Here is a 13,861-nt window from a genome sequence, read left to right on the forward strand (position 1 = left end):
ACCATGCCTCAACTAGACCAGATCGCGAGTACTTACGGCTCGCAGATTTTCTGGCTTCTTGTGACCTTCGGCCTGATTTTCATCACGGTCGGACTGGGCATGGTTCCGAAAATCGGTGCGACCGTCGAGGCGCGCGACAAGCGCATCGCCGACGATCTCGCCGCGGCCCAGGCGGCGCGCGAAAATGCAACCTCGACCGAGGAGGCCTATCGCGCCCGAACCGAGGAAAATCGCGCCGAGGCGCTCAAAGTGACGCAGGCGGCCAAAGACAAGTCCGCCCGCGATGCCGAGAAGAAGCTCGCCAAGGCCGATGCGGCGCTCGCCGAAAAGACGGCGGCCGCCGAAGCCCAGCTCCGCTCCGCCAAGGATGCGGCGCTGGCCGAAGTTGAAGCCGTGGCCGTCGAGGCCGCGCAGGACATGGTCGCCAAGCTGTCGGGGGCGAAAGTCACCGCGGCCAAGGCGCAAAAGGCAGTGAAGGCGGCTCTGGCCAATGGCTAATGCAACCCATCAGGACGCCACCACCGTGGCCAATGCGCTCGACACGACTGTTGAGGGCGCGCCGGAACAGGGCCTTCCCCAGACCGGCGAGCATGCCGTGACCACGCACGCCGCCGAGGGCGCGGAGCATCATGCGGAACCCAAGGCGCTCGGCATGGATGCCACCGTCTGGGTCTCGTTGGCGATGATCGCGGTCATCGCGATCATGATCTGGAAAAAGGTGCCCGCCGCGATCGGCAAGGCGCTGGACAAAAAGATCGCTCACATCCGTGAGCAGCTTGACGAGGCCGCCGAGCTTCGCGCCGAAGCCGAAGCGCTGAAGGCCGAATATGAAGCAAAGTCGGCCCAGGCCAATGCCGAAGCCGCAACGATGCTCGAACGCGCCAAGCACGAAGCCGATGCCATCGTGGCCCAGGCGAAGACGGACGCCGCCGCCCTCGTCGAACGCCGCACCCGCATGGCGGAAGACAAGATTGCCGCCGCCGAGCGCTCAGCCATCGCCGAAGTCCGCGCCAAGGCTGCTGCCGCCGCTTCGGCTGCTGCCGCTGCGCTGATTGCCGAAGCGCATGACGCGGCTGCGGACAAGGGCCTTGTCGACAAGACCATCTCGGGTCTCAGTCGCCCGAACTGATCGCTAACACGTCACCCCGGCGAAAGCCGGGGTCTCGTGACCATTAAACGCCTTTCCGTCCTGAGATTCCGGCTTTCGCCGGAATGACGCTGCTCCCCTCAACCGCTAGTCCTGAGCTTGTCGAAGGATGGTTCCAGCTGAAATGAGCTTCGACAAGCCTGCGGGTTTGGTGTGACAAGAGGGTGGTGGTGAGAACCAACAACCCCTAAATCCCCGTTGTGACCAAGTCCTCCGACCGCTTCAACGAAGAGAAATCCGTTTACACTGTGCGCGGCAGCGATCAGCCGGACCTGGAGGTCGGCGTCGCGGTCATTCGCAGCACCGTGAAGACGCTGCCCGTCCGTCCAGGCGTTTACCGGATGCTCGATGCGAAGGGAGAGGTGCTCTACGTCGGCAAGGCGCGGGCGCTGAAGAATCGCGTCACCAACTACACGCAGGTTGCGCGGCTGACGAAGCGGCTGCAGCGTATGGTCGCGCAGACGCGGTCAATGCTGATCGTCACGACCAATACGGAGGCCGAGGCGCTGCTGCTCGAAGCGCAGCTCATCAAGCGCTACCGGCCGCCTTACAATGTCCTTCTCCGCGACGATAAGAGCTTCCCCTTCATCCTGCTCCGCGAGGACCATGGTTTTCCCCGCGTGCAGCTCCACCGCGGCGCGCGGCGGGCGAAGGGGCAATATTATGGGCCGTTCGCCAGCGCCGGATCGGTGCGCAATACGCTGAATGCGCTTCAGAAGTTGTTTCTGCTCAGGAGCTGCACGGACAGCTTCTTTGCCAATCGGTCGCGCCCCTGTCTGCTTTATCAAATTCGCCGCTGCTCTGCCCCTTGCGTCGGCCGGATCGACGAGGCGGGATATGACGAGCTGGTGCAGGACGCGAAGGACTTCCTCGGCGGCAAATCGACCAAGGTACAGGCGAAGCTTGGCAAGCTGATGAGCGAGGCCGCCGACAATATGGATTTCGAGCTGGCGGCGGTCTACCGCGACCGCCTGCGCGCGCTCACCTTCATCCAGGGCACGCAGACCATCCACGCCGAGGGGTTGGGGGATGCGGACATCTTCGCGCTCGCCTGCAAGGGCGGCAATATGTGCATCCAGGCCTTCTTCATCCGGGGCGGGCAGAATTGGGGTCATCGCAGCTTCTTCCCTTCCCACACCAATGAGGTGCCGGAAGAGGAAGTGCTGACCAGCTTCCTCACCCAATTTTACGAGGAAGTGCCGCCGCCCAAGACGATCCTGCTCGACCGCACACTCGGCGAGGCCGCTCTTTTGGAGGAAGCCTTTGGCGAGCGGGCAGGGCGCAAGGTGACGCTCCGCCATCCCCAGCGCGGCGATCACGTGCGCATGGTGAAGCAGGCGAAGCGCAATGCAGAGGAGGCTCTTGACCGCCGTCTTGCGGAATCGGCGACCCAGAACCGTAATTTGAAGGCGCTTGCGGACCTGTTCGAACTGCCTGCTTCGCCCAATCGGATCGAGGTGTACGACAACAGCCACGTTCAGGGCACCAACGCGGTCGGCGCGATGATCGTCGCGGGGCCGGAGGGCTTCCGCAAGAATGCTTACCGCAAGTTCAACATCAAGCGCCCGGAAACAGCACCCGGCGACGATTTCGCGATGATGCGCGAGGTGCTGTCGCGCCGTTTCGCTCGCCTGGAAAAGGAAGATCCGGAGCGGACCAGCGGCGAATGGCCGGACCTGCTGCTGATCGACGGCGGCAAGGGGCAGCTCTCCGCCGTATGCGAGACGATGGAAGATGCGGGCGTTCACGACATCCCGGTCGTCGCCATTTCAAAGGGGCCGGACCGCAATGCTGGTCGAGAGGTCATGCACCTTCCCGGCGGCCGCGAAATCACGCTGCCGACCAACGATCCGACGCTCTTCTATCTCCAGCGTATCCGCGACGAAGCCCACCGCTTCGCAATCGGTGCGCATCGCCAGAAACGTGCGAAGAGCCTGGTCACCAGCCCACTGGACGATGTTCCCGGTATTGGTCCGGGACGGAAGCGCGCTTTACTGATGCACTTTGGAACAGCGCGGGCGGTTAAGAATGCGGCGCTGGAGGATCTGGAGAGAGCACCCGGTATCTCCAGCGCTATGGCGCGCAGCATATACGACTATTTCCACCCGACAGGATGAGGGCGAAGATTACCCGCCTGCGTGTTGATCTGGTTGCCTATTGGAGGTTGGAATGACGAATCCTGAACCTTTCACATTCGATGGCGCGGGGGAGGCACGGCGGTCTGCGCCCCATGTTGCCCGCAATGCCGATCCGATCACGGAGGTGCTGAGAGAAGTGCTTCCCGATGCCGGTCTGGTGCTGGAAATCGCGAGCGGGACGGGAGAGCATGCGCTGCATTTTGCGCGCGCATTCCCGCATCTTTTGTTTCAGCCGACCGACGCTGACCCCGTCGCGCTGCGGTCGGTTGAGGCATGGCGGACGGCCGATGGGGCGCCCAATCTCCTCGCTCCGGTGCCGCTCGATGCCGCCGAGCCCGATCGCTGGCCGGTGGATCATGCCGATGCGATCCTGTGCATCAATATGGTGCATATCAGCCCGTGGGCGGCAACGCTTGGCTTGCTCAAAGGGGCTGGGAAACTGCTTCGGGAGGGTGGTGTGCTCTACGTCTACGGGGCTTATCGCCAGCGCGGCGTAGAGGCGGCGCCGAGCAACGAGGCGTTCGACCGGTCGCTGAAAGACCGTAATCCGGAATGGGGCCTGCGGTACGTCGAAGATGTGGTCGCGGCGGCCGGGGCTGAAGGGCTCGCGCTCGACGATATAAAGGAAATGCCCGCGCACAACCTGTCGCTGGTGTTTCGGAAGCGCGTCCCTTCCCGCCCATAAAGTGATCGGAGGAAAGGGGGCGGTCCTCTCTTTAAGATGGGCCCCGCGCTGATTTGCCGCGAATGATCGCAGCGAGGCCGCCCGTCCAGATCAGGCCGATGGCCCAGCCTGCAATGACGTCGCTGGGCCAATGGACGCCGAGCACGACGCGGCTAAGGCCGATAAGGAAGGCGAGAATGAGAGCTGCCGTGATCGCAACGGCGCGGCTTTTTCGAGGAATGAGCAGGGCAAGGGCCAGCCAGGTGATGAGGCCGTTCGCCCCATGGCCGCTCGGAAAGCTCGCGGATCCGACGGCGACGAGGTGATCCTCGAGCGCGGGGCGAGGTCGAGCGACAACCTCCTTCATGAGCCAGACCAGGAGACGGCCCCCCATGGTCATCGCGAGAAGGATAGCGGCGTCGCGGCGTCGGTGGGCCGCGAAGAGGGCGGCGCTACCCAGAAACGCGGCCGGAACGAGCATTTTCCAGCCACCCAATTCGGTGACGAAGCGTGCCGGCGCGGCGAGACGCGGGTCGCCATAGAGGAAGAGGTAGACGCCTTCGTCCCACCGCCAACCGGAACCACCCGCCAAGAGCATGGCAAGAAACAATGCGAGGGAGATACCCGTAACGGCAAGGCGGACTGGCAATGTCATTCCGGCTCCTTAACACACCCATCCATCGCCTGTCCGGAACGAAGCGCGCCGAGTCCCCGTTTGACCGGCAAGGACTGCCCGCGGGCTCGCTGCCCTTCAACGCGAGCGGACGTCCGACTGAAAAGGACGAGGTGATTTATGCGTAAAACTGGACTGGCCGGACTTGTGATCGCGGCTTCTGCGCTTGGCGCCTGTACGACTTATGGAGATACGGATCCGGCCTTGCGCGGCGGCGCGACGGGGGCGGCTATCGGCGCCGCAGTCGGCGCAGGCGTGGGTGCAGCGGTGGACGGCGTCAGCGTCGAGGAAGGCGTCGCGGCCGGCGCAGTCGGCGGCGCGATCGTCGGCGCGGTAACGTCGAACCAGCGGCGCTATTATTGGGATTATGACGGCCGCTGCTATTATACGGACGGCGATGGCGACCGGCGCTACGTCGATCCCGATCGTTGTCGGTAAAACAAATGGGAACTGTGGTGAGCCGTGCTGGATTCGAACCAGCGACCTACTGATTAAAAGTCAGTTGCTCTACCGACTGAGCTAACGGCCCTAACCACGGGGTCCAACTAGGAGCGGGCGGCGTCCGGGTCAACAGGCCTTGGCGCCGTCAGCCGTTTTTGCAGCTGGCGGATGGTAAGGCCCGATATCGGATCGCGCCAATCGGGCGCGATTTCGGCGAGGGGGGCGAGCACGAAATGGCGGTGGCGAAGCTCGGCATGGGGGATGACGAGGCCGGGGCTTTCCCACGCCCCTTCCGACCAGAGCAGAATGTCGAGATCAAGGACGCGCGGACCCCAGCGGCGACCCGCGCGGCGTCCAAAAGCGCGTTCGATCGCCTTGAGGCCTGCGAGGAGGGCTGGGGGTTCCATATCCGTGGCGAGTATGAGGGCCGCATTGGCAAAGCCGCGTCCTGCCGGGCCCAAAGCGGGAGTCGCGCGGATGGAAGAGATCACTTCGACCTGTCCGAATGCATCCAAAGCCGAGGCGGCGGCACGCAGGATAGCAGTTGGAGCGCCATGCTGTCCGTGGCGGCGATTGGAGCCGAGCGCGATGGCATAGAGATGCGAGCCCATGACAGGCGCCTAGCCGAGAGGGCGCACGGCGGCCACCCCGATCAACATTTCATGCTGGATATTCCAGAACTTATGTTACGCATCAGCCTGTTAGCGGGATTCGTCCGGGGGGACATCCTGCCCGACAAGGCCGTCGCTGGGGGCGCGGCTGCGGGGAAAAGACGTCCCTCCATCGCCGATTCCGCCTGGGGTGGGGTGTGGCGATGCGCGGGTTTTTCGGCTCTTTATGTTTCTTTTTTCTGACGGCGGGATCGGAAGCTTATGCGGCGACCGATCGCCCGCTCGTCGCCGTAATCGACAGCGGCGTGGCGTTGACCGACGAGCTTAAGCCGCTGATGACGGCCGAATTCGATATGGGATCCAATCGCGCGCGGCCGACCTTTCAGCCCACTTATGACCATGGCACGATGGTCGCGACGATCCTCGCACGGGAAGCGGAGCACGATCTTTCCATCGTCTCTATCCGGATCGATGATGATGCCGGGTGTCCAGCGGGAGCGACACCGCCCTGCCAGCAGGATGCTGGAAAGGTCGCCCAGGCGATCTGGCACGCGGTTTATCTGGGCGTCGATGCGATCAATATTTCGCTCACTCTTTCCGACCATCCCCAGATCGTGGAGGCCGTCCGCGCGGCGGGGCGGCAGGGCATTCCGGTAATCCTGGCCGCAGGCAATGACGGGCTCGATCATCCGTTGAACCTCGTCTCGGCAAAAGCAGCCTTTCCGGCAGCCATATTGGTCGGCGCGCTGGATGGAGGGGGGCATCCATGGAAAGGGACGAATCGGCCGACGGATAAACCAGGAAAATATGTCTATCGCTGGCAGCTGGGCGTTAACGTGCCGACCGTCATGGCAAGCGGGGCGGCCGCCACCGCGACGGGAACGTCCTTCGCCGCGCCGATCGAAACGGCGCGGATCGTAAAGGCGCGAAATGGGGCGATCGCGGTACGTGCTGCTTTGCCGGGTGCCAGCTGACGCCTGGGAAGCGCCAGTAGCGCGTCAGCTGCGGTCGGGGAGGCGAATCGCGATTTCCTCGCCAACCTGCGGATCGGTAAAGCCCCGGATGATGCGAAGCATGCCCTCTGTACCGAACAGCTGGTAAAGGGCGTGCAGCCCGTTGGCGAGCGCGCCATCGAACTGGAAGCTGAAGCTGCGGATCGTGCATTTCGACATGTTGAGATCGCCCCCCGCAAAGTGAAAGACGACGTCGTCAAACGTGCAATTTTCAAAATCATTGCCGTCGAGTTTCACCATCACGCCGGTGAATGTTTCGTTCTCATATTTCATGCCGCGCCTCCTTAAGCTGCCGCGTGTTTAGACGAAGGGCGGGAAGAGTCCATGCGGCCTTCTACGCTTGGCGCGGGCGTGGTAGCGACGCACCCGCATATGGGGGGGATTATGAGACAAAGCCTGAGAACCAAAGCCATCGCGGTGTGCGACGCGAAAATCGCTCAGAAGGGCGAGGGCGTCGGCCTGTCTTTCTACGCATTCTTCGCGAACCGGAACGATGATCCCAAACTGCTGATGGAAGCCGCCGAATGGTGGATCAAGACCCACGCGCTGGATCATTTTGAGAAGGCGGTCAAAATCCGGGAAATGATCCGATCGGGAATTTAGGCGGCTGCGGCGGCGCTCCGGTTCAAATATCCTGGGTCAGGCGCGTATAGAGCTCAGGGCGGCGATCGCGGAAGAAGCCGAAGGCGGCACGGTGCTTCTTGGCCTGAACGGTATCCACCGTTGCGATGAGGACGCCGGTTTCGTTCGCGCCATATTCGGCCAAGAAATCGCCGCGTTCATCGCAAATGAAGCTGTGGCCATAGAAACGCTGGTCGCCTTCCATGCCGATGCGGTTGGCGGCGACGACTGGGACGACGTTCGACACGGCATGGCCGATCATCGCGCGGCGCCACAGGCGGCTGGTATCAAGATCGGGATCGTGCGGTTCGGTGCCGATCGCAGTCGGATAGAGAAGGATATCGGCGCCCATCAGCATCATCGCGCGCGCGGTTTCGGGATACCATTGGTCCCAGCAGATGCCGACGCCGATGGTGCCGTATTTCGTCTTCCACACCTTGAAGCCGGTATTTCCGGGGCGGAAATAGAATTTCTCCGAATAGCCGGGGCCGTCGGGAATGTGGCTCTTGCGATAGACGCCCATGATCTCGCCTTCGTCATCGATCATGGCGAGGCTGTTATAATGATGATGGCCATCCGCCTCGAAGAAGCTGGTTGGGATGTAGACGCGCAGTTCCTTGGCGAGCCTCTGCATGGCGAGGACGACAGGATGCTCGTTCGTGGGCAGCGCGCGGGCGAAATGGCCCTCATCCTGCGTGCGGCAGAAATAGTGGCCTTCGAACAATTCGGGCGGCAGGATGATCTTAGCGCCCTTGGCGGCGGCTTCGCGCACCAGCTTTTCGACGGCGGCGATATTCTTCTCCACGCAATCGGTGAAGGCCAGTTGGAGGGCGGCGAGGGTTACTTTCGTCATCTGCATTCTCTCACTTTCCGTTCGCCCTGAGTAGCGGCTGAGCTTGTCGAAGACGCGTATCGAAGGGTTCCCCTCAGAGTGCTTCGATACAGGCCTTCGCCAAGCTCAGTCCCTACTCAGCACGAACGGCGATGGTAAGGCCTTACTCCGGCACCTGCTGGCTGATGCAGTGGAAGCTGCCGCCGCCCGTGAGGATGTGATCGGCCCGGAAACCCATGGCCTTGCGGCCGGGGAAAAGGGCGCCGATCGCCTCCACGGCGGCATCGTCGTTGGGCTGGCCGTAAACCGGCACCACCACCGCCGCATTGCCGATGTAGAAGTTCATATAGGAAGCCGGAATGATCTCGCCATCCACCTCGACCTTTCCAGGCGAGGGGACGGGGACCACGGTCAGGTCGAAGGCTTCGGCGCGGGCTTTGGCATCGGCATAGATCGCGGCATTGGGGTCGTCTTCACCCGCAGCGACCGGGATCGCGATACGCCCTTCTCCGACGAAACGGGCGAGATTGTCGACATGGCCGTCCGTGTGGTCATTGAGCAGGCCGTCGCCCAGCCACAAGATGCGGTCGAGGCCGAGATCGGCTTTCAGCCGCGCTTCGATCTCTTGCTTTGACAAGCCCGGATTGCGGTTCGGGTTGAGGAGGCATTGTTCGGTCGTGACGGCAAGGCCGGTGCCGTCGATGTCGATCGCGCCGCCTTCCAGGATCCAGTCATGGCGCTGGGCTTCCGCATCCATCGTGTCGGCAAGGCGGAGGCCGATCGTATCATCGCCCTCCAAGTCATATTTGCCGCCCCAGCCGTTGAAGCGGAAGCTGGCGGGAAGCCGGCTTTCCCCGGATTTCAGGATGATCGGCCCGGTATCGCGCAGCCAGATATCGCCGAAAATCTCCTCGATCACCGTGATGTCGGGACCGACAAGTTCCTGAGCACGTGCGACAGCTTTGGGATCGGCGGCGACGAGGCGCACTTCCTCGCCATTGCCATCCGCGTGCACGGCACGGGCGAAGGCGGCGACCTCTTCCTGCGCGGCGTCGAGATCCTCGAGCCAAAGGTCGCCATGGCTCGGAAAGCCAATCCACACCCATTCGTGATGCGCCCATTCGGGCGGCTGGCGGTAGGTCATCAAAGAATCCCGTTCATCCTGAGTAGCCATTGAGCTTGTCGAAATGGCGTATCGAAGGACTCCACGCGGAGTGCTTCGATACGGGTCTTCGGCTTCGCTCAGCCCCTACTCAGCACGAACGGGATTGTCACCAATAGCTTATTGCCCGCCGCGCGACTTGTCCCGCGCCGCGCGGAATTCCGCGGTGGAGTACCAGTTCGGCCAGGCGTTGCTGTCGGCAAGCTCGCGGCCGATGCGGTAGAAGAGGGCGATGTCCTGGAGGCCGCCCGACCAATCCCAGTCGGAGCGATATTCGTCCTTCGGGCCGTGATAACGGTTGGTGGTGTAATCTTCAGCCGCCGCGGCGCCTGCGGCTTTGCCGCCGCTCACCAAATCCTCTCCGCTTTCGAAATAGATCATCGGCACGCCAAGCTTGGCGAAGCTGAAGTGATCCGAGCGGTAGAAGAAGCCCTTTTCCGGAGTCGGTTCGGGGACGATCACGCGGTTCTGGTCCGCCGCCGCCCGCTGGAGATAGGGTTCGAGTTCCGACTTGCCCGCGCCGATCACCACGACATCTTTCGTCGCGCCGATGATGTTGATGCCGTCCATGTTCACACCACCAACGGTCTGATTGAGCGGGAAAACCGGGTTTTCGGCATAATATTTGGAGCCGAGCAGGCCCGATTCCTCGGCCGTCACGGCCAGGAAGACGATCGAGCGATCAGGCTGGCCAGCCTTCTTATGCGCTTCGGCAAGGGCGACGAGCGCGGCGGTGCCGGTCGCATTGTCGAGCGCGCCGTTGCAGATGTCATCGCCGTCCGGGGCCGCGTCGCAGCGGCCGAGATGGTCCCAATGGGCCGAATAGAGAACATATTCGTTGGGACGCGTCTTGCCGGGAAGGACGCCGATGACGTTCTTCGACTTCTGCCGCTTGATCTGGTTCTCAAGGCTGATGTTGGCCTTGAGGCCGAGCGACACGGCCTTGAAGCCCTTTTGCTTGGCGGCGGCGGTGAGGGCGGTGAGATCCTGGCCAGCCGAGGCCATCAGGCGCTTGGCCGCATCGTTCGTCAGCCAGCCGATCACCTTGGATTGATCCATATGATTGTTGGCGGCATCCATATTGTACTGCGCGCCAGTCCATGAGGATTGGACGACGTTCCAGCCATAAGCGGCCGGTTCGGTATCGTGGACGATGATCGCGGCGGCGGCACCCTGGCGCGCGGCTTCCTCATATTTATAGGTCCAGCGGCCATAATAGGTCATGGCGCGGCCTTCGAAGGGGCCTTCCAGCCCCTGCGTTTCATAGTCGGGATCGTTGATGAGGATGACGACCGTCTTACCCTTCACGTCCACGCCCGCATAGTCGTTCCAGCCGCGCTCGGGCGCATTGATGCCATAGCCGACAAAGACGATGTCGCTGTTGGCAAGCTCGACCTTCGGCGCCACCTGATAGGTGTTCGCGACCATGTCGGTGCGATAGTTGAAGGTGAGGGGCTCCTTGCCGCCGGTAATGGTGAGCGGCGTCGGCGTGGCGAGTGTTTCGACAAGCGGCACGTCCTGGAACCAGCTGCCATTGTTGCCCGGCTGGAGCCCCGCAGCGCGGAAGCGTTCGGCGATGAGATTGACTGTCTTCTCCTCGCCCGCCGTGGTGGGCGCGCGGCCTTCGAAGGCGTCGGAGGAAAGCTGTTCGGTGACAGTCTTCAGGGTGTCGAGAGAGATTTGAGGAGATCCGGCGGAAGCGGGCGCCGTGTCGATATTCGCAGTTGTGCAGGCAGCGAGTGCGGTGCCGGCGGTCAGCAGGGCAATGAAACGAATGGTCATGGGGCTTCTTTCAATAGGATCAGGATGCCTGTGTGACAGCTGAAAAAGGGGTGCGCAAGACGGGCACCGGCCACTTGCCAGCGATGGCCGGAGCATGCATCAAACGCTCAAAAGGGGGGATGTCATGAGAATATTGCCTTTTGCCGGCCTGTCCGTTTCGCTTCTTTCGACAACGGCCTTGAGCGCAGAGCTACCCGACGCCGCCGCCTTGTTCGGATCTCGCGAGAGTATAGAACAGGCCAGCATTTCGCCTGATGGCACGAAATTCGCCTATCTCGCGCCTTTGACAGGACAGGGATCTGCCCTGTTTGTTACTCTGCTTAATGGTGGGGCCGAACCGAAGGCCATTCTCATCGCCAGCGGCAAGCCGGAGCGATTGAGCAATTGCAAATGGGCGGCGAACACACGCCTTGTCTGTTCGATATATGGCATAACCTTGGTCGAGGGCACGGAAATCGCCTACTTCTCGCGCCTCGTCGGTGTCGATGACGACGGCAAGAATGTCACGGTCCTCCATCGCAGCGGACAAGACCAACTTGGATATGATCTGATCGGCAGTTCCGTCATAGATTGGTTGCCAAGCGAAAATGGCACTGTGCTCATGGCCCGCAATTATATCCCCGAACGCTCGACAGGAAGAATTTTGGCGTCGCGCAGGGACGGCCTCGGCGTCGATCGAGTGGATACGCGGACGCTTAAATCCTCCACCGTTGAGCAGCCGCGCGCAAGCGCCGTTGAATATATAACGGACAGCCATGGCAACGTCAGGATTATGGGCCTCAGGAAGACGGCCAGCTCCGGCTCTGACAAGGGGGTTATCGAATATCTGTATCGCCAGCCAGACCAGCGCGATTGGGCTGCTCTAAGCATGGCCGAATATCGCGGTGAGGGTTTCAATCCCTATGCTGTCGATAAGAAACTCAACGTCGCTTATGGCCTCAAGAAGAAAGATGGCCGTTACGCCGCCTATACTGTGGACCTCGATGGATCGCTTAAAGAGAAAGAGATTTTTTCTCATCCCGATGTCGACGTAAGCGGCTTTGTTACTATCGGCAGGCGGGAACGGATCGTCGGCGCCCGCTACAGCACAGATAAAGCGGAAGTCGCCTATTTCGATCCGGAGCTGCAAAAACTTTCTGTGTCTCTGTCGAAAGCGATTCCGAATTTGCCGCTCATTCGCTTCGCCGATTCAAGCGTGGATGAGACCAAATTGCTGATTTGGGCGGGTAGCGATGTCGATCCGGGCCGCTATTACCTGCTCGATCGCAGCACAAAGAATATGTCGGAATTGCTGCCGGTTCGACCTCATCTCGACAAGGTGCCCCTGGCGAGCGTCCAGCATATCCAATATCCTGCTGCTGACGGCACGATGGTGCCTGGATATCTCACTCTGCCGCCGGGGAAGGAAAGCGCCAAGGGGCTGCCGGCGATCGTCATGCCGCATGGCGGACCGGGTGCGCGCGATGAGTGGGGCTTTGACTGGCTTTCCCAATATTTCGCCAATCAGGGCTATGCGGTCCTGCAGCCCAATTTTCGCGGATCGGCCGGCTATGGCGACGCCTGGTTTCAGAAAAATGGCTTCCAGAATTGGCGAACCGCGATCGGGGATGTTGACGATGGCGGCCGCTGGCTGGTGAAGGAAGGGATTGCCGACCCTGCCAAGATGGCGATCGTCGGCTGGTCCTATGGCGGCTATGCAGCGCTGCAGTCAGCCGCGACGGAGCCGGGCCTCTTCAAGGCTGCGATTGCAATCGCGCCTGTTACCGATCTCGACTTATTGAAGGAAGAGCGGCGCGGCTGGTCTGATTTCAGTGTGGTCAGCGCCTTTGTGGGATCGGGGCCGCACATCAAGGAGGGCTCGCCGTCCCAGAATGCGGATAAAATCAAGGTGCCCGTGCTCATGTTTCATGGTTCGGTCGACCGCAATGTCGGGGTTGGCCATGCCAAGCGGATGGCGTCGCGGTTAAAGGCGGCGAACGTCCCGTCCGACCTCGTCATCTACGACGACCTCGACCATTATCTCGAGGATTCGGCAGCCCGTACGGACATGCTCCGGAAAAGCGCTGACTTCCTGAAGAAGGCATTGAAGCTTTAAGGCAAAAAAAGGGCGGCCACTGGCCGCCCTTTCAACATAATTTCAAACCGATCAGCGCGAATAGAATTCGACGACCAGGTTCGGTTCCATCTTCACCGGATAGGGCACTTCGTCGAGCGTCGGAACGCGCGTGAAGGTGACCTTGGTGTTACCGTCCTGAACGACATAATCGGGAATGTCGCGCTCGGCGAGGCTCTGGGCTTCCATGACCAGGGTCATTTCCTGCGCCTTCGAGCCCAGCGAGATTTCGTCGCCGACGTTGATACGACGCGACGCGATATTGCACTTCACGCCATTGACGCGAATGTGACCGTGATTGACGATCTGACGCGCGGCCCAGATGGTCGGCGCGAACTTGGCGCGATAGACGATCATGTCGAGGCGGCGCTCGAGCAGGCCGATGAGGTTCTGCGACGCGTCGCCCTTCATCTTGCTGGCTTCGGTGAAGGTGCGCTTGAACTGCTTTTCGGTGACGTCGCCGTAATAGCCCTTCAGCTTCTGCTTCGCGCGGAGCTGGATGCCGAAGTCGGACATCTTGCCCTTGCGGCGCTGACCGTGCTGACCGGGGCCATATTCACGCTTGTTGACGGGCGACTTCGGACGGCCGAAGACGTTTTCGCCCATACGGCGATCAAGTTTATACTTGGCGCTGGTGCGCTTCGACATCAGTCATACTCCAATT

15 protein-coding genes and 1 tRNA gene are annotated in these 13,861 nt (G+C 61.6%); 8 read left to right on the forward strand and 8 right to left on the reverse strand.

Annotated features, from left to right (window positions below; genetic code table 11):
• Positions 1–3 precede the first annotated feature (3 nt).
• The 4 genes from C7I56_RS03555 (at position 4) to C7I56_RS03570 (ending at position 3,970) form a co-directional block, all read left to right on the forward strand.
• Positions 4–498 carry a F0F1 ATP synthase subunit B family protein gene (locus C7I56_RS03555; RefSeq protein WP_106639129.1) on the forward strand — a complete coding sequence of 165 codons (495 nt, stop codon included), beginning with the start codon at positions 4–6 and terminating at the stop codon, positions 496–498.
• Positions 491–1,129: a F0F1 ATP synthase subunit B family protein gene (locus C7I56_RS03560; protein ID WP_106639130.1), complete on the forward strand. Its 639-nt coding sequence runs from the start codon at positions 491–493 to the stop codon at positions 1,127–1,129. Before C7I56_RS03555 ends, C7I56_RS03560 begins: the two co-directional genes overlap by 8 nt.
• Before the next feature lie 218 nt (positions 1,130–1,347).
• A complete protein-coding gene (gene uvrC / locus C7I56_RS03565; RefSeq protein WP_425352363.1) occupies positions 1,348–3,264 on the forward strand; it encodes an excinuclease ABC subunit UvrC in 1,917 nt (638 codons plus the stop codon).
• 52 nt (positions 3,265–3,316) lie between these two features.
• Positions 3,317–3,970, forward strand: a complete 654-nt coding sequence (locus C7I56_RS03570) for a DUF938 domain-containing protein (protein WP_106639132.1) — start codon at positions 3,317–3,319, stop codon at positions 3,968–3,970.
• Between the two features lie 31 nt (positions 3,971–4,001).
• On the opposite strand, the gene C7I56_RS03575 is transcribed toward C7I56_RS03570, so the two are convergent.
• Positions 4,002–4,604 carry a phosphatase PAP2 family protein gene (locus C7I56_RS03575; RefSeq protein ID WP_245409577.1) on the reverse strand — a complete coding sequence of 201 codons (603 nt, stop codon included), beginning with the start codon at positions 4,602–4,604 and terminating at the stop codon, positions 4,002–4,004.
• A 138-nt stretch (positions 4,605–4,742) separates the two neighbouring features.
• Between C7I56_RS03575 and C7I56_RS03580 the strand changes: the two genes are divergently transcribed.
• Positions 4,743–5,060, forward strand: a complete 318-nt coding sequence (locus tag C7I56_RS03580) for a hypothetical protein (protein WP_106639133.1) — start codon at positions 4,743–4,745, stop codon at positions 5,058–5,060.
• Positions 5,061–5,075: 15 nt separating this feature from the next.
• Here the strand turns inward: C7I56_RS03580 and C7I56_RS03585 are convergent.
• Positions 5,076–5,151 (reverse strand) — tRNA-Lys (locus C7I56_RS03585).
• A 16-nt stretch (positions 5,152–5,167) separates the two neighbouring features.
• On the reverse strand, positions 5,168–5,674 hold the full coding sequence (gene folK, locus C7I56_RS03590) for a 2-amino-4-hydroxy-6-hydroxymethyldihydropteridine diphosphokinase (RefSeq protein ID WP_106639134.1): 507 nt from the start codon (positions 5,672–5,674) through the stop codon (positions 5,168–5,170).
• 203 nt (positions 5,675–5,877) lie between these two features.
• Between folK and C7I56_RS03595 the strand changes: the two genes are divergently transcribed.
• Complete coding sequence (locus tag C7I56_RS03595) at positions 5,878–6,648, forward strand: S8/S53 family peptidase (protein ID WP_106639135.1); 771 nt, start codon at positions 5,878–5,880, stop codon at positions 6,646–6,648.
• Positions 6,649–6,672: 24 nt separating this feature from the next.
• On the opposite strand, the gene C7I56_RS03600 is transcribed toward C7I56_RS03595, so the two are convergent.
• The gene (locus C7I56_RS03600; protein ID WP_106639136.1) at positions 6,673–6,960 is read right to left on the reverse strand and encodes a hypothetical protein; all 288 of its coding nucleotides are present in this window, start codon (positions 6,958–6,960) and stop codon (positions 6,673–6,675) included.
• 111 nt (positions 6,961–7,071) lie between these two features.
• On the opposite strand from C7I56_RS03600, the gene C7I56_RS03605 reads away from it, so the two are divergent.
• Complete coding sequence (locus tag C7I56_RS03605; RefSeq protein ID WP_106639626.1) at positions 7,072–7,290, forward strand: DUF6500 family protein; 219 nt, start codon at positions 7,072–7,074, stop codon at positions 7,288–7,290.
• 22 nt (positions 7,291–7,312) lie between these two features.
• Here the strand turns inward: C7I56_RS03605 and aguB are convergent, their stop codons facing one another.
• From aguB to C7I56_RS03620, 3 genes are all read right to left on the reverse strand, one after another.
• Positions 7,313–8,161: an N-carbamoylputrescine amidase gene (gene aguB / locus C7I56_RS03610; RefSeq protein WP_106639627.1), complete on the reverse strand. Its 849-nt coding sequence runs from the start codon at positions 8,159–8,161 to the stop codon at positions 7,313–7,315.
• A 142-nt stretch (positions 8,162–8,303) separates the two neighbouring features.
• Positions 8,304–9,284, reverse strand: coding sequence for an agmatine deiminase family protein (locus C7I56_RS03615; RefSeq protein ID WP_106639628.1), 981 nt, complete (start codon positions 9,282–9,284; stop codon positions 8,304–8,306).
• 138 nt (positions 9,285–9,422) lie between these two features.
• Entirely contained in the window at positions 9,423–11,084 is a 1,662-nt protein-coding gene (locus C7I56_RS03620) for a M28 family metallopeptidase (protein ID WP_106639137.1), read from the reverse strand.
• A 124-nt stretch (positions 11,085–11,208) separates the two neighbouring features.
• Here C7I56_RS03620 and C7I56_RS03625 point away from each other — a divergent pair, with 124 nt between their 5' ends.
• Positions 11,209–13,179, forward strand: coding sequence for an alpha/beta hydrolase family protein (locus C7I56_RS03625; RefSeq protein WP_106639138.1), 1,971 nt, complete (start codon positions 11,209–11,211; stop codon positions 13,177–13,179).
• Between the two features lie 51 nt (positions 13,180–13,230).
• Here C7I56_RS03625 and rpsD read toward each other — a convergent pair whose 3' ends face one another.
• On the reverse strand, positions 13,231–13,845 hold the full coding sequence (gene rpsD / locus C7I56_RS03630; protein ID WP_106639139.1) for a 30S ribosomal protein S4: 615 nt from the start codon (positions 13,843–13,845) through the stop codon (positions 13,231–13,233).
• Positions 13,846–13,861 lie beyond the last annotated feature (16 nt).

Source organism: Allosphingosinicella vermicomposti (assembly GCF_003012815.1).
In the GTDB taxonomy this organism is placed as follows: Bacteria; Pseudomonadota; Alphaproteobacteria; order Sphingomonadales; family Sphingomonadaceae; genus Allosphingosinicella; species Allosphingosinicella vermicomposti.

Excerpts from the sequence above, each read along its gene's own strand:
- C7I56_RS03555 (WP_106639129.1), top strand. The coding sequence starts at position 4 with ATGCCTCAACTAGACCAGATCGCGAGTACTTACGGCTCGCAGATTTTC.
- C7I56_RS03560 (WP_106639130.1), top strand. The coding sequence starts at position 491 with ATGGCTAATGCAACCCATCAGGACGCCACCACCGTGGCCAATGCGCTC.
- C7I56_RS03570 (WP_106639132.1), top strand. The coding sequence starts at position 3,317 with ATGACGAATCCTGAACCTTTCACATTCGATGGCGCGGGGGAGGCACGG.
- C7I56_RS03575 (WP_245409577.1), bottom strand. The coding sequence starts at position 4,604 with ATGACATTGCCAGTCCGCCTTGCCGTTACGGGTATCTCCCTCGCATTG.
- C7I56_RS03580 (WP_106639133.1), top strand. The coding sequence starts at position 4,743 with ATGCGTAAAACTGGACTGGCCGGACTTGTGATCGCGGCTTCTGCGCTT.
- folK (WP_106639134.1), bottom strand. The coding sequence starts at position 5,674 with ATGGGCTCGCATCTCTATGCCATCGCGCTCGGCTCCAATCGCCGCCAC.
- C7I56_RS03595 (WP_106639135.1), top strand. The coding sequence starts at position 5,878 with ATGCGCGGGTTTTTCGGCTCTTTATGTTTCTTTTTTCTGACGGCGGGA.
- C7I56_RS03600 (WP_106639136.1), bottom strand. The coding sequence starts at position 6,960 with ATGAAATATGAGAACGAAACATTCACCGGCGTGATGGTGAAACTCGAC.
- C7I56_RS03605 (WP_106639626.1), top strand. The coding sequence starts at position 7,072 with ATGAGACAAAGCCTGAGAACCAAAGCCATCGCGGTGTGCGACGCGAAA.
- aguB (WP_106639627.1), bottom strand. The coding sequence starts at position 8,161 with ATGACGAAAGTAACCCTCGCCGCCCTCCAACTGGCCTTCACCGATTGC.
- C7I56_RS03615 (WP_106639628.1), bottom strand. The coding sequence starts at position 9,284 with ATGACCTACCGCCAGCCGCCCGAATGGGCGCATCACGAATGGGTGTGG.
- C7I56_RS03620 (WP_106639137.1), bottom strand. The coding sequence starts at position 11,084 with ATGACCATTCGTTTCATTGCCCTGCTGACCGCCGGCACCGCACTCGCT.
- C7I56_RS03625 (WP_106639138.1), top strand. The coding sequence starts at position 11,209 with ATGAGAATATTGCCTTTTGCCGGCCTGTCCGTTTCGCTTCTTTCGACA.
- rpsD (WP_106639139.1), bottom strand. The coding sequence starts at position 13,845 with ATGTCGAAGCGCACCAGCGCCAAGTATAAACTTGATCGCCGTATGGGC.